The 22210-nt window shown below is 38.5% G+C and carries 17 protein-coding genes and 1 tRNA gene; 11 read left to right on the plus strand and 7 right to left on the minus strand.

Annotation, left to right across the window (positions count from 1 at the left end; genetic code table 11):
- Positions 1-26: 26 nt before the first annotated feature.
- On the plus strand, positions 27-551 hold the full coding sequence (locus JWR23_RS10020; protein WP_299515759.1) for a hypothetical protein: 525 nt from the start codon (positions 27-29) through the stop codon (positions 549-551).
- 67 nt (positions 552-618) lie between these two features.
- Here the strand turns inward: JWR23_RS10020 and JWR23_RS10025 are convergent, their stop codons facing one another.
- On the minus strand, positions 619-1800 hold the full coding sequence (locus JWR23_RS10025; protein ID WP_299515760.1) for an AIR synthase related protein: 1182 nt from the start codon (positions 1798-1800) through the stop codon (positions 619-621).
- Positions 1801-1871: 71 nt separating this feature from the next.
- Here JWR23_RS10025 and JWR23_RS10030 point away from each other — a divergent pair, with 71 nt between their 5' ends.
- Entirely contained in the window at positions 1872-3653 is a 1782-nt protein-coding gene (locus JWR23_RS10030) for a chloride channel protein (RefSeq protein ID WP_299515762.1), read from the plus strand.
- A 34-nt stretch (positions 3654-3687) separates the two neighbouring features.
- On the opposite strand, the gene JWR23_RS10035 is transcribed toward JWR23_RS10030, so the two are convergent.
- Complete coding sequence (locus JWR23_RS10035; RefSeq protein ID WP_299515763.1) at positions 3688-5862, minus strand: glutamine synthetase III; 2175 nt, start codon at positions 5860-5862, stop codon at positions 3688-3690.
- 545 nt (positions 5863-6407) lie between these two features.
- Here JWR23_RS10035 and JWR23_RS10040 point away from each other — a divergent pair.
- The 5 genes from JWR23_RS10040 (at position 6408) to JWR23_RS10060 (ending at position 13265) form a co-directional block, all read left to right on the plus strand.
- Positions 6408-8018 (plus strand): ammonium transporter, encoded by a 1611-nt coding sequence (locus JWR23_RS10040; protein WP_299515764.1) that lies wholly within the window; start codon positions 6408-6410, stop codon positions 8016-8018.
- A gap of 300 nt (positions 8019-8318) precedes the next feature.
- Positions 8319-9362 carry a porin gene (locus JWR23_RS10045; protein ID WP_299515765.1) on the plus strand — a complete coding sequence of 348 codons (1044 nt, stop codon included), beginning with the start codon at positions 8319-8321 and terminating at the stop codon, positions 9360-9362.
- Positions 9363-9620: 258 nt separating this feature from the next.
- Positions 9621-10442, plus strand: coding sequence for an energy transducer TonB (locus JWR23_RS10050; protein ID WP_299515767.1), 822 nt, complete (start codon positions 9621-9623; stop codon positions 10440-10442).
- 115 nt (positions 10443-10557) lie between these two features.
- On the plus strand, positions 10558-12780 hold the full coding sequence (gene purL / locus JWR23_RS10055) for a phosphoribosylformylglycinamidine synthase subunit PurL (protein ID WP_299515769.1): 2223 nt from the start codon (positions 10558-10560) through the stop codon (positions 12778-12780).
- A gap of 95 nt (positions 12781-12875) precedes the next feature.
- The gene (locus JWR23_RS10060; RefSeq protein ID WP_299515770.1) at positions 12876-13265 is read left to right on the plus strand and encodes a VOC family protein; all 390 of its coding nucleotides are present in this window, start codon (positions 12876-12878) and stop codon (positions 13263-13265) included.
- A gap of 130 nt (positions 13266-13395) precedes the next feature.
- Here the strand turns inward: JWR23_RS10060 and JWR23_RS10065 are convergent, their stop codons facing one another.
- Entirely contained in the window at positions 13396-15840 is a 2445-nt protein-coding gene (locus tag JWR23_RS10065; protein WP_299515772.1) for a PDZ domain-containing protein, read from the minus strand.
- An 18-nt stretch (positions 15841-15858) separates the two neighbouring features.
- Here JWR23_RS10065 and JWR23_RS10070 point away from each other — a divergent pair, with 18 nt between their 5' ends.
- Both JWR23_RS10070 and JWR23_RS10075 read left to right on the plus strand, forming a co-directional pair.
- Positions 15859-16563: a methyltransferase gene (locus tag JWR23_RS10070; RefSeq protein ID WP_299515773.1), complete on the plus strand. Its 705-nt coding sequence runs from the start codon at positions 15859-15861 to the stop codon at positions 16561-16563.
- A gap of 1 nt (position 16564) precedes the next feature.
- Positions 16565-17056: a metallophosphoesterase family protein gene (locus tag JWR23_RS10075; RefSeq protein ID WP_299515775.1), complete on the plus strand. Its 492-nt coding sequence runs from the start codon at positions 16565-16567 to the stop codon at positions 17054-17056.
- Between the two features lie 298 nt (positions 17057-17354).
- Here the strand turns inward: JWR23_RS10075 and rnhA are convergent, their stop codons facing one another.
- Together rnhA and JWR23_RS10085 are read right to left on the minus strand one after the other, a co-directional pair.
- Complete coding sequence (rnhA, locus tag JWR23_RS10080; RefSeq protein WP_299515777.1) at positions 17355-17825, minus strand: ribonuclease HI; 471 nt, start codon at positions 17823-17825, stop codon at positions 17355-17357.
- A 339-nt stretch (positions 17826-18164) separates the two neighbouring features.
- A complete protein-coding gene (locus tag JWR23_RS10085; protein WP_299515779.1) occupies positions 18165-20258 on the minus strand; it encodes a cation-translocating P-type ATPase in 2094 nt (697 codons plus the stop codon).
- A 105-nt stretch (positions 20259-20363) separates the two neighbouring features.
- On the opposite strand from JWR23_RS10085, the gene JWR23_RS10090 reads away from it, so the two are divergent.
- Positions 20364-20437: transfer RNA gene (locus tag JWR23_RS10090), tRNA-His, on the plus strand.
- 113 nt (positions 20438-20550) lie between these two features.
- On the opposite strand, the gene JWR23_RS10095 is transcribed toward JWR23_RS10090, so the two are convergent.
- Together JWR23_RS10095 and JWR23_RS10100 are read right to left on the minus strand one after the other, a co-directional pair.
- Complete coding sequence (locus JWR23_RS10095; RefSeq protein ID WP_299515781.1) at positions 20551-20712, minus strand: hypothetical protein; 162 nt, start codon at positions 20710-20712, stop codon at positions 20551-20553.
- A 66-nt stretch (positions 20713-20778) separates the two neighbouring features.
- Positions 20779-21246 (minus strand): Lrp/AsnC family transcriptional regulator, encoded by a 468-nt coding sequence (locus JWR23_RS10100; RefSeq protein ID WP_299515782.1) that lies wholly within the window; start codon positions 21244-21246, stop codon positions 20779-20781.
- Between the two features lie 327 nt (positions 21247-21573).
- Between JWR23_RS10100 and JWR23_RS10105 the strand changes: the two genes are divergently transcribed.
- Positions 21574-22122 (plus strand): sigma-70 family RNA polymerase sigma factor, encoded by a 549-nt coding sequence (locus JWR23_RS10105; protein WP_299515783.1) that lies wholly within the window; start codon positions 21574-21576, stop codon positions 22120-22122.
- Positions 22123-22210 lie beyond the last annotated feature (88 nt).

The following is a 22210-nucleotide window of genomic DNA, read 5'->3' on the forward strand; positions in this document are numbered from 1 at the left end:
TAATCGAAAATTTTAAAATGATGAAAATGAAAAAATATATAGGTGCTTGTTTAATAGCACTAACGACAATAACCATGGTATCATCTTGTAAAAAGGCAGTTGACGTTGTTGCAGTAGGGGCTTTGTTACCCGGATTGCAATTATCAAGTGTAGGTATGCAAACATCAGGCCCATACATGATACCTACCGGTACAACTGTTAATACTATACAGGTATTATTTGGTGCAACTACAACAGGCAAAGCGCCTGGTGCATTTGATGTTACAATTACTGACGCGGCAACCAACACCGTAGTGGAAACTTTACACTTTGCATCATGGACAAGTAATGATTCGTTCGGCACTACTTCAATGGGTTCAATTAGCTATACAGCTGTGCCTTCAAGTTACCCTAATACAACTATTTATCAGGGTTCAATTATCTTGAAGTATACTGCTACTACACCTTTTGTAACAGGTAAAACATATACAGTTAAAGCTGTTGCAAGTTCATCGGATAGTCCGGCTGCAACATCTACAATCACTGTAGCCAAGCTTATTTCAATACAATAATAAGTTAGCACCTTAGATAAAAAGGCCGCCTCGGAAAATCCGAAGCGGCCTTTTTTGTAGTAGTTGATTAGTTATAAACAAACTTCCCAAATTCAGATTTAACAGTTACCTGCTTTTGTCCGGCAGCTTCAACATAGCCAATAATTTGTGCCTCAACACCAAAACTTTGGGATATGCTTATTAGTTCTGCAGCTATTTCTTGTGGTACATATAGTTCCATACGGTGCCCCATATTAAAAACCTTGTACATTTCCTGCCAACTGGTTTTTGATTCTTCCTGTATCAGTTTAAACAAAGGCGGGATAGGGAAGAGGTTGTCTTTTATTATATGCAGCTCATCAATAAAGTGAAGCACCTTGGTTTGCGCTCCCCCGCTGCAATGTATCATACCATGTACTCTGCTTCTATACTTATCTAATATTTGTTTAATAATTGGTGCATAGGTGCGGGTGGCAGATAAAACCAGCTTACCTGCTGTAACAGATTGGTTATTACCAATACTAATTAAATCAGTAAGGCTTTTACTACCCGAAAATATAAGCTCATAAGGTATTGCAGCATCATAGCTTTCAGGATATTTATTGGCAATGGTTTTATTAAATACATCATGCCTGGCTGATGTTAAGCCGTTCGATCCCATTCCTCCGTTATACTCCTTTTCATAATTAGCCTGTCCGTATGATGCCAATCCTACAATAACATCGCCGGGTTGAATGCGGTCGTTTGATATAACATCGCTGCGTTTCATCCTGCAGGTTACGGTCGAGTCAACAATTATGGTACGTACCAGATCGCCCACATCAGCGGTTTCACCACCGGTTGAATAAATGCCAATACCCGCATCTCTAAGTCCGGCTAATATTTCTTCTGTGCCATTTATTATAGCAGCTATTACTTCGCCCGGTATCAGGTTTTTATTTCTGCCGATGGTAGATGATAAAAGAATATTATCCGTAGCTCCCACACAGAGCAGATCGTCAAGGTTCATAATTATAGCATCCTGGGCAATGCCGCGCCATACAGAGATATCGCCGGTTTCTTTCCAGTAAGTATAAGCTAATGATGATTTTGTTCCGGCCCCATCCGCATGCATTATATTGCAGTATAGCAGATCGTTAGTTAATATATCAGGCACAATTTTGCAAAAGGCCTTAGGGAAAATACCCTTATCAATATTTTTTATTGCGTTGTGTACATCATCTTTTGAGGCCGATACCCCTCTTTTATCATATCTTTGCGAAGAAATCATGGGCCAAATATACTGCTTAATACGTTTTTTTAATCAGTAAAGTCATTACTTGGTCTATTTTCCGGCAATCTATGTTAAAATCCATCTCTTATAAAATAGCCCGTTGGCGCATGCGGCAAAATAGCCAGCGAAATTTTTTAATTTATTGCAGTGTTTTTGTTGGTTTTTTTGCCGGCCTTGCAGCAATAGCGCTCAAATTTTTGGTCAGCGTGATGGAGGATATAAGCAGAAATATATCGTCGCATTTACCATATCACATTATCTACGTTTTTTTACCGGCGTTAGGTATTTTCCTCACTGTAGCTTATCAACATTTAATAAACCGGGACAGGATACAAAAAGGGATAGGAAATATTTTGATCAACATTAAAAAGAACCGGTCGAACATTAAATATAACAATATATATTCGCAACTTATCACCAGCTCATTAACCGTAGGCTTTGGCGGTTCATCTGGCCTTGAGGCGCCTATTGTTAGTACAGGGGCCGCAATTGGCTCTAATACCGGCAAGTTTTTCAATTTGAGTCCGTACGAGAAAACAGTTTTGATAGCAGCAGGAGCTTCTGCAGGCATTGCAGCGGTATTTAACAGCCCTATTGCAGGTGTTCTTTTTTCACTTGAGATTTTAATTGGCGAAATAACTATACCAACCTTAATACCATTGTTAATAGCATCGGCTACAGGTGTGGTAGTTTCCAAATTATTATACTCAGGTCAGTTGTTTCATTTAGTAACAGAAGGTTGGGCAATGAGCGCGCTTCCGTTCTATATTTTATTGGGACTGTTTAGCGGGTGGATATCGGTTTATATATCCAAAGTAGCTGTCATGCTTGAAAAGGGCATACTAAAAAAACAAAATCGCTATATACGTGCACTGGCAGGCGGGTTATTGCTGGGTTTGATGATCATCTTGTTTCCACCGTTATTTGGCGAGGGCTATCATTATTTACAAGCCGTTTTAAACGGCAATATTGACGCTTTAAAAGAAGAAACATTTTTTAGTTCATGGCTATCAAATCCGTTAATAATGATAGTGTTTATTGCTGCCCTTGTTTTTACAAAAATTATAGCTGCGGGTATTACCATAGGAGCGGGTGGTAATGGCGGTACGTTTGCCCCAACCATGTTTACCGGGGCGTTTTTAGGCTTATTTGTTGCATTTACGGTAAATCTGTTAGGTTGGGTGCATTTAAGCACCAGTAATTTTATAGCGGTGGGTATGGCTGGTGCATTAAGCGGCGTTTTGCATGCCCCGTTAACGGCCATATTTTTAATAGCAGAGATTACGGGCGGTTATGTATTGTTTATTCCGTTGATGATCGTATCGTCTATATCATACATTATATCACGCTTATCAAGTTCGCATAATATATACTGGCACGAGTTAGTGCACGAAAAAAACATTCATCCCGGACAGGATTATGACATGCTGAATGCGATTACACTGGATAGCATTATTACAAAAGACTACGTGGCTGTAAAAAAAGAAATGCTATTAACTGATTTTTATAAGTTACTGTCAACAAGTAATGCTAACCGGTTTGCTGTGCTTGACAATGATGATGCTTTAGACGGGATAGTGTGGATAGACCTGGTGCGCCAGCAATTATTTGATCATATTTCAGACAATGCTACTGTAGCGGATATAATGGCGGTGCCACCGTCAATTATTGATTATGACCAATCGGTGAGCAGTGTGATGGAAATTTTTGACAGCGTTGATGTTTGGCACTTACCCGTTATTCAAAATGACCGGTTTGTTGGTTTTATTTCGAAATCAACCCTGCTTTCCAGGTATCGTGAAGTATTAATAAAGCAAAAACGCGAATCGGATCTGTTTGCACATTTGTAAATAAAAAAGCCTCCGGGATTTGGAGGCTTTTTTATTATTTGATAAATAGCAATTCTCTAAATTTAGGCAACGGCCATAAAGAATCATCAACCAACTGTTCGAGTTTATCAACATGATAACGTATTGGCTGAAAGAATGACTTTACTTTTTCATCATATACAATAGCTTTTTCGCGCAGGTCTTCAATGCCATTGGCTTGTTTGCGTTCGGCAACCATTTGGTCAACGTTTAATTTAATAAAATTAATATGCTCGGATATTTGATTGATAATATCCAATTGAACTTTATAAGTAGATTCGTTTAAGCCCAGATCTTTTAGTCCTTTGGCATTTTCAATCAATTTACTTTGATAATCAATTGCAGCCGGTATAATCACGTTGGTTACTAACTCGCCTATTACGCGGGCCTCTATCTGTAATTTCTTGTAAAAACTCTCTAATAATATTTCATGACGCGCATGTGCTTCACGTTTAGTAAATACAGAAGTTTCTGCATATAAAATCTCAGATTTTTCTGATATGAATGCGTCAAGTGCTTTTGGTGTAGTTTTTAAATTAGATAAGCCTCTTGCTTCTGCTTCTTTTTCCCACTCTTCGCTATATCCATTACCTTCAAAACGTATATTTTTCGACTCTTTAATATATTTCTTAATAATTATTAATAAAGCCACATCTTTCTTTTCGCCCTTTTTTAATAGTTTATCAACATCGTATTTGAATTTTTTTAGCTGATCTGCTACTATTAAGTTCAGGATTGTCATTGGGCTTGCAGAGTTTGCCGATGAGCCAACTGCCCGCAGCTCAAACTTATTACCCGTAAAGGCAAATGGCGAGGTGCGGTTACGATCTGTATTATCTTTTAGTATCTGCGGTATTTTAGGAATGCCCTGCCATAATAAAGCTTCATCTTTAATTTTCTTACTTATTCTTGAGGTTTCAATCTCATCCAGCAATTCACTTAACTGGCTTCCTAAAAATATAGATATTATTGCCGGCGGCGCTTCATTTGCACCTAAGCGATGATCGTTGTTTACTGATGCGATAGATGCGCGTAACAGATCGGAATGCTCATAAACAGCTTTTATAGTATTTACAAAAAATGCCAAAAACATTAAATTATTCTTGGGCGTTTTACCGGGAGATAATAAATTTTTGCCGGTATTGGTAATCATCGACCAATTATTGTGCTTACCAGAGCCATTAATGCCGGCATATGGCTTTTCGTGCAGCAATACTTTAAAGTTGTGGCGTTTTGCTACCCTGTCCATCAAATCCATTAATAGTTGGTTATGATCAATAGCCAGGTTTATTTCTTCATATATAGGTGCGCATTCAAATTGTGATGGCGCAACTTCATTATGGCGTGTTTTTAAAGGAATACCTAATAATAATGCTTCTGTTTCCATATCCTGCATAAAAGCATACACTCTTTCGGGGATCGAACCAAAGTAATGGTCTTCCAATTGCTGGTTTTTTGCAGACATGTGCCCAAAAAGGGTACGACCTGTTAAATACAAATCGGGCCGCGCGTTAAATAATGCTATGTCAACCAAAAAATATTCCTGCTCTATACCTAATGATGCATTTACTTTCTCAATTCCTTTATCAAAATAATGACAAACATCAACTGCTGCTTTATCTAAAGCGCTTACAGCTTTTAATAATGGCACTTTGTAATCAAGTGCTTCGCCTGTGTATGATACAAAAACAGTTGGTATACATAAGGTACGGCCCATTATAAAAGCAGGGGATGAAGGATCCCAGGCAGTATAACCACGGGCTTCAAATGTGTTGCGTATGCCGCCACTCGGGAAGCTGGAGGCATCAGGTTCCTGTTGTGCCAGGGCATCGCCAGAAAACACTTCTATAGCACCACCATCGGCAGTGGGCTCAAAAAACGCATCATGCTTTTCGGCTGTTGTACCCGTAAGCGGCTGAAACCAGTGGGTATAATGCGTGGCTCCTTTACCTAAAGCCCATGATTTCATGGCAGTTGCTACTTGTTCGGCCATATCTCTTGGAATAGGCTCGCCCTTTTCTATAGAATTAACTATGCTTTGATAAGCTTCTTTAGAGAGGTATTCCTTCATTTTCTTTATGTCGAAAACGTTGGCACCATAAAAATCAGAGATTTTTAAAGACGGTGATTTTACTTCAGGGATTGTTCTGGTTAGTACAGCCTGCAAGGCCTGAAAACGAATATTAGGCATGATTAAATTTTCTAATGGTTTAGCTCAAAAATAGAATTATACTTTAAAATAAAGTGTAAATTTTAAAATGAAATATAAAAGTTTAATAATTTTTTGTAAATTATCACATCTAAGCCCAATTCTGGGATATTATTTATGTTTTTTGGATTTTTTTCTTAAAAACTCACTGTTATTTTAAATTTTTATACTTTTTACTGCAAAAAGATATCTTTAAATCATCTTTTTTTAAATAAAATGCAATAAATCAACTTTAAATAATTATATAAATTATATTACTTACGGTTTTTCAATTAAAAATTATTCAAAAAACATATTAAATAATTGTTAAATTTTATATTTTTTGTAATAATTTACAATTTCATACATTTTTTTGAATCAAATGCTTGTTTTTAATGAAATTCATCCATATTTTTATGAAAGTATTAATAAACTGATATCCTAACCCATAACAATGCTAAAATATGAATGAAAATTTTACAAAAAATCTTATTTCCTAACTTTTTCTCAAACAATCACATTTAACTAACTAATTAATCAACAAACAAATGAAAGTAAAACAACCAAAATTCAACCTGCTGGACGCGTTTCGCGGCCTATCGCGGGAGAAATGGGCGCTGGGTGCAACCATTTTAACGGGGAAGATGATAGGCTTGGGCCTGGTAGTAGCAGCAATGTTCACTATTCCGGGATTATTGCCTTCTGCTGCTCATGCTGCGGCTGCTCCTGCAAAACCAACTGATCTGGAAACTTCTATGATTAATTCTATTAATACAGTTTGGACACTGGTAGCAGCATTTTTAGTATTTGGTATGCAAGCAGGTTTTGTAATGCTTGAAGCTGGATTTGCTCGTAAAAGAGAAACTGTTAACGTATTAATGGAGTGTATTTATGATACCTGCCTTTGTGGTATCTTATTCTACGCCATTGGTTATGCATTTATGTTTGGACATGGTAACGGTTTTATAGGATGGGGTGGAGCTGATGGTAAAAATTGGTTCTTCCTACAAAATACTCCTGCAACATATGAGGCATATGGAGTTCCGATACTTGCACACTGGATATTCCAATATGCTTTTGCTGATACTTGCTCAACTATTGTATCCGGTGCAATGATCGGTCGTACCAGCTTCCGTGGTGATATTCTTTACAGTATAGGTATTACAGGTTTTATATACCCAATAATTGGTCACTGGGCCTGGGGACCTGATGGTTTCTTAGTAACAATGGGTACACCAACCGGCTTCTTGCCATCATTGGGACAAGGTTTCCGTGATTTTGCAGGTTCAACGGTAGTGCATACCATTGGTGGTGTAGCTTCATTAGCCGGTGCAATAGTATTAGGCCCACGTTTGGGACGTATTTTTGCACGTGATGATAAAGAAAAAGGCGGAATGCCACCTGGACACAATATGCCATTAGCAGCAATTGGTACATTTATTCTTTGGTTTGGCTGGTATGGTTTTAACCCGGGCAGTACACTTTCTGCAATGGATATGCAAGGAATTGGCCGTGTTGCAGCCAATACAACCCTTGCTGCCTGCGCTGGCGGTATGATGGCTATGTTAGCAGGTTTATGGTGGGGCCCAACAAAAGGTAAATTTGATTTAGGTTATACCTTAAACGGTTTATTAGGTGGTTTGGTAGCTATTACCTGCCCTTGTTACTGGGTTAGCCCGCTTGGTGCTATATTGCTTGGTGCTATTGCCGGTTTTGTAGTATACGCAGCTATGAACTTTATAGAGTGGTTACGTATTGACGATCCGGTTGGTGCAGTATCTGTACATGGTTTCTGCGGTATCTGGGGAACATTATCACTTGGATTATTTGCTTCAGGAGACTATGGTGTAACCGGCCCTACCGGTGCCGATAATAGTGCACCTGTTACAGGTTTATTTTATGGTGGCGGTGCAAGCGTACTTGAGGCCCAGGCTATAGGTACATTCACGATTGCGATTGCCGTTTTTGTGGTAACTATTATAATGATGTATATTATTAATAAATTGCCTAATCCTTGGAGATTACGTGTTGAAGAACATGGTGAATTAGGAGTAGGTGGCCTGGATATATTTGATCACGGTATCGAAGCTTATCCAGCTCAAGATGAAGACATCAGCTTAAGCGGCCTGTTTGATAAAGGCGCAAAAGTTCCGGCTTAAGTTTATCTAATACTATTATCCCTTGTGCGGGATGTAAATGCAAACCGCACAAGGGTTTTTATAAATCAAAATATTTTATTATTATCACATAACCTATCAATTTGATAGGATTCAGAGTCCTTGTTTTATATGTTTTGCTAATATTAAAACATAATTTTTTGAAAACCAATTACTTAAAATGAATTTATAATTAATGGCTGATACTTTGTACAAAGTATCTCAAAACTTTAAAATATATACGTTTTAAAAACAGCAATCAAATTAACAACAATTATCAATTAAACACTTATCAATCAAATCATGAAAAAATTATTACTTTTATTACTTACTGTATCGGCATTCAGCTTAGCTTCTAAAGCGCAGGATACAATTAAAACCACCGGTGACGCTCCCCTGGTTATCTCAGGTTCGGTAGATGCTTATTATAAGTATGACTTTTCTGGTCATAATAATATACCTACCAGTTTTGCCACCGATCAAAATTCATTTTCTATAGGTATGGTTGACCTTGCTTTAAAAAAGAAAGTTGGCAAAGCTTCATTTGTTGGCGAAGTATCTTTCGGTCCACGCAGTGACCAATCTATACCTGTCGCTACCAATCACATTCAAAACTTATATGTTTCGTATGATGTAACCAGTAGTTTTAACCTGACTATGGGTTATATGGCTACATTTATAGGGTACGAAGTAATTTCCCCTGCCGGAAACTTTAATTATTCAACATCTTATTTATTCACTAACGGCCCATTCCAAAATGCAGGAGCTAAGGCTACCTTCACTTTCTCACCTGCAGCAAGCTTAATGGTTGGTGTATTTAATGATCAGTGGAATGTTTACTCAACAAACGTTGCCAACACAGCACCAGGCGGGCCAGCGGTATTGCCAGGCAGAATAAATACCTTTGGCGCGCAATTAATGTTAGCACCTGTTAAAGGCTGGACAGCTTATTTAAACGTAGCTACAGGCCCTGCATCAGGTACTATATTTGATGTAACTACCGCTTACCAAATAACTGATGCTTTTAAATTAGGCTTAAACGGTGCTACTAAATCTGGTAATGGTGCTGCAAACTATAGCGGTATAGCCTTATATCCACAGATAGCTGTTGATAAAGCAGTTACTTTAGGTTTAAGAGGTGAGTATTTTAATTTTAAAGCAGTTGGCACTACTCCAAGTTCAAGCATAACTGCGGCTACTTTTACTGCTAATATTAAATCAGGCCCACTAACTTTCATTCCTGAAGTAAGATTAGATAACGGTAAAAATGCAATTTTTACTGATAAAAATGGTGTAGCTACAAAATCTGCTTCACAATTCCTTTTAGCTGCTGTTTACGCTTTCTAAGCAAAAGATTTAAGAAAACTTTCAAAAATAGGAGCTGTCCCGATGTAATCGGGGCAGCTTTTTTTATTTTGGGCGTTTTCTTTAAAAGACAAATTGCAACAAAAGTGTACTAATAATGAAATGTTTATTTAAAACTAATAATTTAGTTATGTAAATATAATTAATAATGCAATAATGTTGCAAACATGCTAAAAGTGAAAATTTAACAACATTAAATATTTTATAAGCGTTATATAATAAAATTAAATTTCAACCATTATGCTTATCTCAAACTTTAATTTGTGCAAGTCCGAGTGGCTCGAGCTTGTTTTTGCTAAACGTAACAAGGAATATGGCGCTTATTATATCAGGCAGCATTATGCTGATAATGTTGTAAAGGCCATGGGTATTACTTTTGTCAGCGTTATTAGTGCCGCGGTAATTTTTGGCATCCTGGTAAGGGCAAAACCCGAAACATTATTTAAAAATACAGAAGTAGTTTTAACAAAGTATGTAGAACCACCTGTACCGCCCAAAGCTGAACTAAAAAAAGTAAAACCGGCGGCAACAAAACCTTTACCGCCAGTTAATACTACAAAGTATGTACAAATGATTGTAACTGATAAACCGGTAACGATTGATCCGCCAAAGCAAATTGATCTGCAGAAAACCGCAGTGGGGCCAGTTGAAATTAAAACGGCAGGAGGGGTTGATGGAATAAATATCCCTTCTGATGCTGGAAAAGGAAATGGCATGGGAAATGATGATGTAGAAAAAAGTAATGAAATACACACCTATGTTGATGTAATGCCCGAGCCTTTTGGTGGCGCGGCAGGATGGGGCAAGTTTTTACAAAAGAACTTACATTATCCTCCGGAGGCGTTAGATAAGGGTATAGGTGGCCGTGTGCTGGTTAGTTTTGTAGTTGAAAAAGACGGTCACCTATCAAGCGTAATGGTTGATCGTGGTGCCGGATTTGGCATGGATGAGGAAGCCTTGCGTGTATTAAAGCTATCACACGCCTGGAAACCCGGTATGCAAAGCGGGCAACCAGTAAGGGTTAAGTATACTATACCTATTAGCTTTTCTATAAGCCAATAATCAGGTAAAAGGTGAAGGGATAAAGGTAAAAGGTTTGCACACCACTCACGTTTTACCTTTCACCTTTGACCTTTTTTCTCTACTTTTGGGCATCCTTTTAAAAAAACGTATAACATTGGAGACCCAGGAACTTACTACCGTTACAACAGCTAAAGATTTAGGCTTACTACCCGAAGAATATGATCGGATAATAGAAATATTGGGCCGTGTGCCCAACTTTACCGAGCTATCCATTTTTTCGGTAATGTGGAGTGAGCATTGTTCATATAAAAATTCAATTACCTGGCTTAAAACGTTGCCAAAAGATAGTCCGCGTATGCTGGCTAAGGCAGGCGAAGAAAACGCGGGGTTGGTTGATTTGGGCGATGGTATTGGCTGCGCGTTTAAAATAGAATCACATAATCACCCTTCGGCTTTAGAGCCTTACCAGGGCGCTGCAACAGGTGTGGGCGGTATAAATCGCGATATATTTACTATGGGTGCAAGGCCCATAGCACAATTAAACGCTTTACGTTTTGGCGATATTACACAGGATCGTACTAAATGGTTAATTAAAGGTGTTGTTAAAGGCATTAGTCATTATGGCAATGCTTTTGGTATAGCTACCGTTGGCGGCGAGTTGTTTTTTGATGATTGCTATAATGTTAACCCGTTGGTTAACGCCATGTCTGCAGGTATTGTTAAAGCGGGCGAAACGGTATCGGCAACATCATATGGTGTTGGTAACCCGGTATATATTGTAGGGTCTGCAACGGGTAAGGATGGTATACATGGCGCGGCGTTCGCGTCAAAAGATATTACAGAAGATTCTGTTAATGATTTACCGGCCGTACAGGTTGGTGACCCTTTCCAGGAAAAACTTCTGTTAGAAGCAACGTTAGAGGTAATTAAAACAGGAGCTGTTGTTGGCATGCAGGATATGGGCGCGGCAGGCATTATCTGCTCAAACTCAGAAATGTCTGCCAAAGGCGAACATGGTATGCGAATAAATCTGGATGCGGTACCAACCCGCCAGGAAAACATGAAACCCTTCGAGATATTGCTGTCAGAGTCACAGGAACGCATGCTGATTGTAGTACATAAAGGACGTGAAAAAGAAGTAGAAGCTGTTTTTGATAAATGGGACCTGAACTGCGCTGTTATTGGCGAGGTAACAGATACCAAACGCCTGGAATATTATGCAGGCGGCAAGTTGGTTGCTGATGTACCTGCTGATGACCTGGTATTAGGTGGCGGCGCGCCGGTTTACGAACGCGAATATCGTGAGCCTGCCTATTTTGCCATGAACCAAAAATTTAAAATAGAAGATGTTGCCGAACCTACTGATCTGTTAGCTGTTGCCGAGCATTTAATATCACATCCAAATATCGCGTCAAAACGCTGGGTGACCGATCAGTATGATTCTATGGTAGGTGTTGCGACAATGACTACCAACCGCCCAAGCGATGCGGCTGTAGTTAATGTTATAGGCACAGATAAAGCTATTGTTTTAACAGTTGATTGTAATTCACGCTACGTATATGCCGATCCGCAAAAGGGTACGGCTATTGCAGTAGCAGAAGCCGCGCGTAATATTACCTGCGCTGGTGGTGAGCCTGTTGCTATAACTAATTGTCTTAATTTTGGTAACCCATACAAGCCAGAAGTTTATTGGCAGTTTGTTGGTGCTATAAAAGGAATGGGAGAAGCATGTCGCAAGTTTGAAACCCCGGTTACAGGTGGTAATGTGAGTTTTTATAATCAGTCGACCGATGACGGGCCGGTTTTTCCAACACCGACTATTGGTATGTTGGGTGTGATGGATGATGTGACTAACATCATGACATCAGACTTTAAACAACCCGATGATTTGGTTTATTTGATTGGCGAATCTGTTAATGACATTGCATCTTCTCAATATTTAGCCTCATGGCATAAAATACTGGCAGCACCCGCACCTTATTTTGATATTGATAAGGAATACGATATGCAGCAAGTGGTTAAGCAATTGATCAAACATAAAATGATACAATCTGCCCATGACGTGGCCGATGGTGGTTTATTTATTACGCTGATAGAATCGGCAATGCCAAATGGCTTAGGTTTTGAAATAGCATCAGAAACCGGCATACGTAAAGATGCTTTCCTTTTTGGTGAAGCACAGGGCAGGGTAGTAGTAAGCGTTGCACCTGTCGATCAGGAACGTTTTATTGAACTAATGGCTACCAGCGAAGTTGAGTTTAGCTTATTGGGTACTGTAAGCAATGGTTATTTAAGTGTGGATGAAGAATCATTTGGCCATATTACTGATATTAAATTGGTTTACGATAACGTATTGCACACTATATTAGGAGACTAAGCCCCCCTCTAACGGCGCAGCCTTCATGAACACCTTAAAAACAAATTAATAGGTGAATAATCTCCCCCGATAGGGGGAGACTTTAAATTTAAAATATGCTTAAAATAAACCGGGTACACCATATCGCCATTATTTGTTCTGATTATGAAGTATCAAAACACTTTTATACGCAGGTACTCGGATTTAAAATATTGGCAGAAGTTTATCGTGCCGAACGTAAATCATACAAGCTTGACCTGGAGGTGGGTAACCAATACCAGATCGAGCTTTTTTCATTTCCTGATCCAACTAAAAGGCCATCACGCCCTGAAGCAGCCGGGCTGCGCCATTTAGCTTTTGAAGTGGATAATATAGATGAAGCAGTAGCCGCTATAACTGCGTATAATGTAGTTGTCGAACCTATCCGAATAGATGAGTTTACCGGCAAACAGTTTACTTTTTTTGCAGACCCAGATGGATTGCCAATTGAATTTTATGAGGGTTAAATTTCCTCCTTGTGTCATTTCGAGCGATAGCGAGAAATCCATACACAAGCAAATTAATAAAGCAGGTGTATAGATTTCTCTCTCGTACCTCGTTCGAAATGACACAAAGGCGATATTAATTTAACTACTTTTAATCCTTTAATATGAATCTTATTTTTTTTGATATCTGATCTCTGAATACCTCCATACTGATTTCTGCACCGGGTTTTATATTTTCTTTGGCTTTAAGCAGATCATTGATATTCTTTACCTGTATTCCCTGTAATGATAATATCACATCATTGGGAAAGATATTTCCATATAGGTTACTTGTTGAACTAAGCTCTAATACAATAACGCCGGTTTCAGAAGCCATACCGGTAGCAGATCGTTCACCAAGCGTATTCAAATTTTTCACCCTTGCTCCCATAACTTCATAAACAGACTGGTTATTTACTGTTGACCTGAAAATTAATACGGGGATTGCTACATGATGAGCAACCGCTTTTAAATTAGCAGAAACTACGCCGAACTGATCCATCGGAAAGTTTTTGAACCCGACTTTCAGTGCTGCCGATTCGGGCTTTACCCTATAATCTGCTTTTGAAGGATTGATGAAACCGGGATCGCCATATAAAGAATTCTGATCTGTGCCTCTTGTTTGGGCTTTTTTGAGCGATAAAGAATCAGGGAATATATTATTGTCGACTGTTTTACCCCAATATTTTATACCTATCGGGAAATAACCCGCCATTACTATATTATGGGTAAATATATCATCGCTATTGTTAAACCATACATGCGGGTGGAAAGAATTATTAATGATAATGTTGTTATAAACTGTGCGATGAAAGCCTTCCCTTAGCTTTAATCCGCCGTTAAGGCAAACATTATTATATATTTCATAATTACTTGAGCCATCATCCAGATCAATATCCCATCCATGGTCACATCTAAAACGGTTGTTCCTGATGATGACCGGTTTAATAACATCCAGCAAAACCAGTTCTGGTTGAGCGGCATTGATGCTATCCATCATTTTCCGGTTAGGGTACCAAAATCTGTCTCGCCCCCACGAATTAAATGAACCATGATCGCCCGTTTCTAAAACAGTATTAAACACATCATTATATTCAATGATATGGCCTCCCCATGTTCCTTCGCTTATGTTAATACCTGCCCTGGGTGTTTTGTCAATAGTGTTATGGCTAACCGTAATATTCATAGCCATTGATATTTCTACGCCTGCTACTTGTTTTTCAACACAGCCAATATTCTCTATCAGGTTATTATAAACTAAACAATCGGCCGGGTAATTATTGGTTTGGGGGCCACGGGTTTGGTCGACTTTGTTTGGATCATTAGTGTTCTCATACCTGAACAGGGGAGAACGCACCGCTTTTGGGTCGCCGGTAAAAACAATGCCGCTGCTGCCGATATCAGCAATATGGCATCCAGAAATTTCATTATGTCGGTTATAATCAGAGCATACTATGGCATTGCCCCCAACAGTATTAAAAAAACAATTTTTAACCGAGCAATGTTCAGCACCCTCCATAATTAAAGCTCCCCGGCGATAGATCATCCAGTCGCTGCGTAACAGCGGCTCATTTGTTTTCATGAATGTACGCACCGTTTGTGTAAATTCCAGTCCTTCAATGCTGATGTTTTTTACCGGCTGTTGTTCAGTACCCTTCAATTCAAAAAGGGTTTCGAGCTGGGGTACCTCTATTTTTGCTTTATTAAGGTCGGTATTTTTAGGCGGATAAAAATACAGTGTATGTTTAGTTTTACTGTAATACCATTCGCCAACAGTATCCAACTCTTCAAAAACATTCTCCACATACCTGAATTTTGCATGCATTGGTGCCGGGCGGTTATTTTGATAGCCACCCTCCATGGTTAAGCCGCCTTTGCCGTCTTTACCGGTTATCAGGTAACTAAAGCCGCCCCACTCGCTTTTATGTAAGGCATGGATATATCCACCAGCTGGATCTTGCCATTTATTAATCCTTTCGTCACTTATGGCATCCCCGGCAAAACCGCCATAATGCGCAATTTGAGGGTTGTAATTTGGATACCTGGCTATATGCTGCAACTGGCCGTTAACAAACAACTCATCAAACAAAATATCCTGGTCAACATGGGCTTGTTTAATGCCATTTTTATAATCATGCCATTGGAGTTTTAAAACCTTTGCACTGCTTATAATTGCCTTTTCGCCGGGATAGGACCTGTAAGTAACACCTGCGCCTTTTTCCCGCGAATCTTTTGATGAAAATTCCACGGTTTCAGTTAAATAATATACGCCTCCCCGTAAATAAACAGTAATCGTGCCTTTGCTTTTCCGCGCCTGTTGCTGCGCTCGTTTTATACTGAAAAATGGTTTTGCTTTAGTACCTGTATTATGGTCATTGCCATGTGGCGAAACATAAATATCTGCAGCGCTACAGTAATTAACAGTCATCACAATAGCCACTAATGCATAGATGGTTTTTACCATTACTTTCATTCTTCTTGTCTGAAATTTGTATTTATTGTTGCCATGAATACTAAATAATTGAAATAGTTCAGGGCATTTGTTAGGTTTACTCAAAAGTAATTAATTTATTGAATGTTCAAATTCAAACAATTCAGTGTCGATCAAAGCGGTTGTGCCATGAAGATCAATACGGATGGTGTATTGCTGGGCGCCTTAGCTAAAACAAGTAATGCTGTAACTATATTGGATATTGGCACAGGTACAGGTGTAATTGCTTTAATGCTTGGGCAGAGGTTTATTCGCTCCAAAATTGATGCTGTTGAAATAGACATAACCGCTGCGGAAACGGCTAAGCGGAATTTTGCAGGATCACCGTTTGCTGATCGTCTGAGTGTTTATCCGGCCGATTTCGGGGCTTTCTTTAAAGATCATTCCGAAAAGAAGTATGACCTTATAGTTTCTAATCCGCCGTTCCATATTAATTCGCTCGAATCACCGGGAGCTAAGAAAAGCCTGGCTAAACATACGGATGAATATTTTTTTGAAGAGCTGATAAGGTCTGTTGCCGGCCACCTAACAGAAAATGGTGAATGCTGGTTGATATTACCTTTGCAAACCGCCCAATTAGTGAAAGTTATAAATACGCAGCATCAGCTAAATATAAAGCAGGTAATAAGTATCCTATCTTATCCTGATTCAGTTCCGCACCGGGAGATTTTAGTGTTAACTTTGGATGAAACAAAAAACCCGGATGAGCAATTTGTTATTTATGCTCGGCCAAAAGTATATTCGGAAGAGTATCAAAACAAGTTAAAAGACTTCTTTACTATATTTTAAAATGACCCGAATAGGCCTGCTATCAGACACCCACAGTTTTTTAGACGATGCCGTCTTTAAACATTTTGAACTATGTGATGAGATATGGCACGCAGGTGATTTTGGTAATATTGAACTGGTTGATAAACTGGCCGCGTTTAAACCTTTGCGCGGCGTATATGGCAATATCGACGGTAAAGAAATACGACAAACCTATCCCGAAAATTTGCGGTTTAAATGCGAGGATGTGGATGTTTGGATGACGCATATTGGTGGTTACCCGGATAGATATGACCTGCGGATACGGAATGAAATATATGCCAATCCGCCCGCTTTATTTATATCGGGGCATTCGCATATTTTAAAGGTAATCTATGATAAAAAGATAAACTGCCTGCACTTAAATCCGGGAGCGGCAGGTAAACAGGGCTGGCAAAAAGTACGCACTTTAATGCGGTTTAATATTGATGGTAATAAGATACAGGATCTACAGGTGATTGAGTTGGCTAAATAATAAAAAGAGCAAGGACAAAGCGAATCTTGTTTCACGTGAGTGTGAAACAAAATGTAACAAGTGAAACAAGATTTTAACTTAAAGTATTTGTTTATTAGGTAATTGATAAAAAGTGGTGAAACAAAATGTAACAACTTATTCGTCAGTATTTTTAGGTGTGATTTTAAGTTTTTTTATTGATAATCAAATAATTACAAATTGTTAATTTTAGGAGTGGTGAAACAAGTTATTTGAAACAAGATGAAAACAAAATCACCGACAATATAATGCCGCCATTATATCAGTTGCACGTTTGTAATTAAAATTGATTAGCCTTAGCTGCTTCCATCTCAAAAACAGAATCTATTAGTAAATCTTTTTGCTTTCCGGCAGCTACAGCCAACTCATCACAACGCTCGTTTTCGGGGTGTCCATTATGACCACGTACCCAGTTGAATTTTACGTTATGTAATTTGCTGATATCTAAATAACGCAGCCAAAGGTCCTTATTCTTTTTGTCTTTAAAACCTTTTTGCAACCAGCCGTACACCCATTTTTTTTCGATGGCATCAATTACATATTTTGAATCGGAAAATATGGTTACATCTTGATTAGGCTTGTTCAGTGCTTCCAAACCTTTTATTACCGCCAGCAGTTCCATGCGATTATTGGTTGTTTTGCGGAAACCTTCAGACAGTTCTTTATAATGACTCCCCGCACGTAATATCACACCATATCCCCCCGGACCCGGATTACCGCTTGATGAACCATCTGTATAAATTTCAATCATTAGCCATTCGGCCCCCTAAAGGGGGAGCTGAATGGCGTAAAAATAATAATAAATTAATTATTCCCCCTTTAAGGAGTAGGGGTAGGGAAATCGCTTTTAAAAATTGACTGTACCAAAACAGGTCATTTACCCATAATGGCGATTTTTTTGGCTAAAGCCGGTGCTAATTCTTTTATGGGTCCGTCACATAAATGTGACGGCAATGATAGCAAAATAGTCTTTCATTGCCGTTGGCTTCAGCCAACGGGTTAAGATTATAATTATAGACGGGCTTTAGCCAAAACCAAAACTTATATTTTGAAGCTATACCTGCCTGCAATTTAAAAGCGATTGCTCAGGTTAGGGGGTTATACGCTTGCGCTTCAATCTTAGTGAATTTCCAATGACTACCACATCAGAGAAAGCCATCGTAAATGCGCCTACCATAGGGTTTAAAAAGCCTAATGCCGCTATAGGTATAGCAATTACATTATAGGCAAATGCCCAAAATAAGTTTTGTTTAATGGTTAACAGCGTATGCCTGCTGATCTGCAGGAATTTAATAACCGAATGCAGGTCTGTATTTAATAAAATTACCCGTGCAGATTGTATGGCTATCTGGCTGGCATCATTCATAGACACACCAACATCGGCCTTGGTTAAGGCAGGGGCATCGTTTATTCCATCGCCAATCATTATGGTTTTGCCTTTTTGTTTGTAGATGTCAATAACAGTTAGCTTTTCATCAGGTAGTTTTTCTCCGTGCACCTCGTTAATGCCAACTGTCTTTGCAACTTTTTGGCATCTGTTTTCTCTGTCGCCGCTTAATAAAACGGGGATTATTCCCATTTTTTTAAGCTGGGTTATTAAAGTTATGGCTTCAGGCTTTATGGTATCATCTATAGCTATTTGTGCTAATAAGACCTGGTTCTTATAAAGCGACAAATTAAAATCATTCGCGTCGATTGATTTCCCTGTACCCAGGAAATAGTGATTGCCTTCCACGTCTTCGGCACGCATGCCTAATCCTTTTTCTTCGGTGGCCGAACGTAGTATTAGTTTAGTTTGAGGTAATGATTTTAATCCCTCTACCAGCGATTTTGCAATAGGATGATTGGATCTTTCTTCAATTGCCACTATTATTCCACGTATATGCTCCAGGTCAACACCATCCTCCACCTTTATATCATGAATACTGAATTTGCCGGTAGTTAGCGTGCCTGTTTTATCAAATACCACATATTTGGTATTAGCAACAGCTTCGATGGTATCGCCTCCTTTTATTAATATGCCGCTTTTAGCAGCGCGGCCCAGCCCAACCATAACCGCGGTAGGGGTTGCTAAACCCATAGCGCATGGGCAGGAGATAACCAGCACAGCAATAGCATTCATTAATGATTTTTGTAAACCTATATCACTCAGAAAAAATGTAAGTACAAAGGTTAGTAAGGAAATTAATATTACCGCGGGTACAAATATAGCAGCCACCTTATCGCCCAGTTTTTGAACAGGAGGTTTAGCCGCCTGCGCCTTTTTCATCAATTCAATAATTTGCGATAGTATAGTATTAGAGCCAACTTTGGTAGCAATCATTCGCAGGTTACCATTTTGCACTATTGTCCCGCCTATTACTTTATCGTATTTTTCTTTTTCAACAGGTATACTTTCGCCGGTAAGCATGGCTTCGTCGACAGATGCGCTGCCTTCCAGAATATCACCGTCAACCGGTATTTTATCTCCGTGGTTAACCAATAGTACATCACCGGGGCGCACATCGCGCGCGTTAATCACCTCAATAGTGCCATTAATAATCCGGTTAGCATTTACCTGTTGAAACTTAATTAAGTCTTTTACAGCAGATGTAGTTTGATTTACCGAACGTTTCTCGAAAACGTTACCCAACAACACCAATGTAATAATAGTGGCACAGGTCTCATAAAACTGGTACTGTTCGCCCAGGTTTTGGATAGTGCCAACTAAACTATAAATAAAAGCAGATGTTGAGCCAATAAATATCAGTACATCCATATTAGGGACACCGCCTTTAACAGAGTGCCAGGCGCTTTTACCAAAATGCAGGCATCCCACAATAAAAACAGGTAAACATAATAGTAACTGCACCATCGGCATATGTAAAAAATGCCATGGCAAAATCATGTGCAATAAAAGGGGGGCGGTAAATATGGCACAGAAAATAAATTTGTTCTCTACCTTTTCATAAAACTTTGGTGCATGCAGGGCAAGGTTATCAACAACTTTAAAGCCCAATTGCTCAATGCCCTTTATTATCTCGGGTAGTTGTGTGCCGTTAGCGTTAGAGAATTTAACTTCCTCGCCGGCAAAATCAACCAGAATATTGTTCAATCCTTTTTTTTCCAACAGCTTATGTATGGACAAGGCGCAATTATTACAGTGCATCCCTGTTACATTCAATTCTACTAATTGCTCTGTCATAACACAAATCTACTTATACAGAGGTAGTAACAGGTAAGCCCAATGTAATATTAAAAAAGGCTTTGCATTTAGGCCGAAGATTTTTACATTTGCACTCTCCAAACGGTAGATGTAGCTCAGTTGGTTAGAGCATCGGTTTGTGGTACCGAGGGTCGTGGGTTCGAGCCCCATCATTTACCCTTTAATTTAAGAGCAGTTTGAAAAGACTGCTCTTTTTTGCTTTATTGTATTGATTATTAGTTGATTGTGTTTTTATCAAATGGTTCGATGTTTTAGTAACGCAAAGTAAGGGTCATGCAAAAGCTTGATTATTAGCGAATATACCGTATTTTTCAGGTTCGAGCCCAGTTGGCCATTTTGAGCGACCGAACTTTATCAACTGTTTTTGACGCATAAAAAATGCTTTTTTTAACCTTTTCCTTTTTCTAATATTTTTCCTTTCCTGGGCTTTCATTTGCCTAACAACAATCCCGCCCAGTAGGTAAAGGATAAGGAAATCGTAAAAAAACATTGCAGTGATTCAAAGCGGGTAGGCAGTATCACTTTTAGTTTCTGAGAGTACAAAAAAACTTTGTACGGTAGTAATATTGGGCAGTTTGGCCAGTTTGTTGCGGTAAAAATCGTGGTACGAGTCCATATCACTGGTCGCTATGCGAAGCAGAAAGTCGAAAGTACCGGTCATCTGGAAACATTCCATCACTTCAGGGAATTTGGCTACCTCATGCTCAAACTGGTAAAGTGTATCTGCCGCATGGTCATTTAATAACACCTGGCTAAAGGCAATCAGGCTTCGGTTAATTTTCTTACGATTTAAAATTGCGACCGTCCGTTGAATAACGCCCTGGTCTTTAAGGCGGCGTACCCTCTCATGAATTGTAGCAATGGATTTATGGAGTTTATATGATAGTTCTTTGTTTGTTAACGATGCATCGCGCTGCAAGTGTTTTAATATTTCAATATCAGTAAGATCCAAATGGTTAATTATCATAAAGTCAAAATTGCGTAAACAGAAAAACTATCAATAGTGGGAAAATTATCCCAATTATATTAATAAAATTAAATTAAATCCGCATAAATCCGTAAAATTTATGGAAATATTAATAACCCTTGTTATTAATATCAGTTATGTTGAGTTTTATAACATCAAATTTTAGTTATAGCGTATAAATAACAATTGCGTCCAATTAAATTCAATATTATTTAAAGGAATGTAGTGAGGATATGAATTACAAGATTGATAGGAATAAAAGTAAACGCTCATTCTTGTGTAAACTCAATATTAAGTTTATATTAGTTCTTTAGTTGCAGGCGATAGTTGAAAAGGACATTAAATAGTGATGATGAATTGTTGCTTCACTTAAAGCAAGGCAATATTTATGCATATAATGAAATTTTTGATCGTTATTGGAAGAAACTCTACGCAATCGCCTATAATCGTCTCCGCTCAAAGCAGGCTTCAGAAGATGTGGTGCAAGATGTATTGTCAAGTTTATGGATGAGGAGAACAGAACTGGAGATTGATAATTTATCACATTATCTGGGTACTTCCATTCGTTATGCCGTTTTCAGGCAAATAAACAAATCTATTGAAAAAATTCAATTGAGTGCTGATGAGTTAGTATCGGATGACCCATTTACTGAACCTGCAATATTCCAATTAATGGATTATCAAATTTTAAAAAAATATTTGGAGCAGAAGGTTAATAAACTTCCTGAAAAGTGCCAAATTGTTTTTAAATACAGCCGGGAACAGCATTTAACCAATAAAACAATTGCTGAAATGCTCAATCTTTCCGAAAAAACCATTGAGGCACATATTACGAAGGCATTAAAGTATCTAAAACTGGCTTTAAAGAATTTTTAATCTTCATTTTCCTGTTTTTTTTATAAAAAAGATCATTTTAACTAAGGGTGAACCACACTTTTATGTACTATACATAAAACATCACAGA

The sequence above is a fragment of the Mucilaginibacter sp. genome (genome assembly GCF_028288205.1).
GTDB lineage: Bacteria > Bacteroidota > Bacteroidia > Sphingobacteriales > Sphingobacteriaceae > Mucilaginibacter.

Coding starts and splice junctions, on each gene's coding strand:
- JWR23_RS10020 (WP_299515759.1), top strand. CDS start 27: ATGAAAAAATATATAGGTGCTTGTTTAATAGCACTAACGACAATAACC.
- JWR23_RS10025 (WP_299515760.1), bottom strand. CDS start 1,800: ATGATTTCTTCGCAAAGATATGATAAAAGAGGGGTATCGGCCTCAAAA.
- JWR23_RS10030 (WP_299515762.1), top strand. CDS start 1,872: ATGTTAAAATCCATCTCTTATAAAATAGCCCGTTGGCGCATGCGGCAA.
- JWR23_RS10035 (WP_299515763.1), bottom strand. CDS start 5,862: ATGCCTAATATTCGTTTTCAGGCCTTGCAGGCTGTACTAACCAGAACA.
- JWR23_RS10040 (WP_299515764.1), top strand. CDS start 6,408: ATGAAAGTAAAACAACCAAAATTCAACCTGCTGGACGCGTTTCGCGGC.
- JWR23_RS10045 (WP_299515765.1), top strand. CDS start 8,319: ATGAAAAAATTATTACTTTTATTACTTACTGTATCGGCATTCAGCTTA.
- JWR23_RS10050 (WP_299515767.1), top strand. CDS start 9,621: ATGCTTATCTCAAACTTTAATTTGTGCAAGTCCGAGTGGCTCGAGCTT.
- JWR23_RS10060 (WP_299515770.1), top strand. CDS start 12,876: ATGCTTAAAATAAACCGGGTACACCATATCGCCATTATTTGTTCTGAT.
- JWR23_RS10070 (WP_299515773.1), top strand. CDS start 15,859: ATGTTCAAATTCAAACAATTCAGTGTCGATCAAAGCGGTTGTGCCATG.
- JWR23_RS10075 (WP_299515775.1), top strand. CDS start 16,565: ATGACCCGAATAGGCCTGCTATCAGACACCCACAGTTTTTTAGACGAT.
- rnhA (WP_299515777.1), bottom strand. CDS start 17,825: ATGATTGAAATTTATACAGATGGTTCATCAAGCGGTAATCCGGGTCCG.
- JWR23_RS10085 (WP_299515779.1), bottom strand. CDS start 20,258: ATGACAGAGCAATTAGTAGAATTGAATGTAACAGGGATGCACTGTAAT.
- JWR23_RS10095 (WP_299515781.1), bottom strand. CDS start 20,712: ATGAAAGCCCAGGAAAGGAAAAATATTAGAAAAAGGAAAAGGTTAAAA.
- JWR23_RS10100 (WP_299515782.1), bottom strand. CDS start 21,246: ATGATAATTAACCATTTGGATCTTACTGATATTGAAATATTAAAACAC.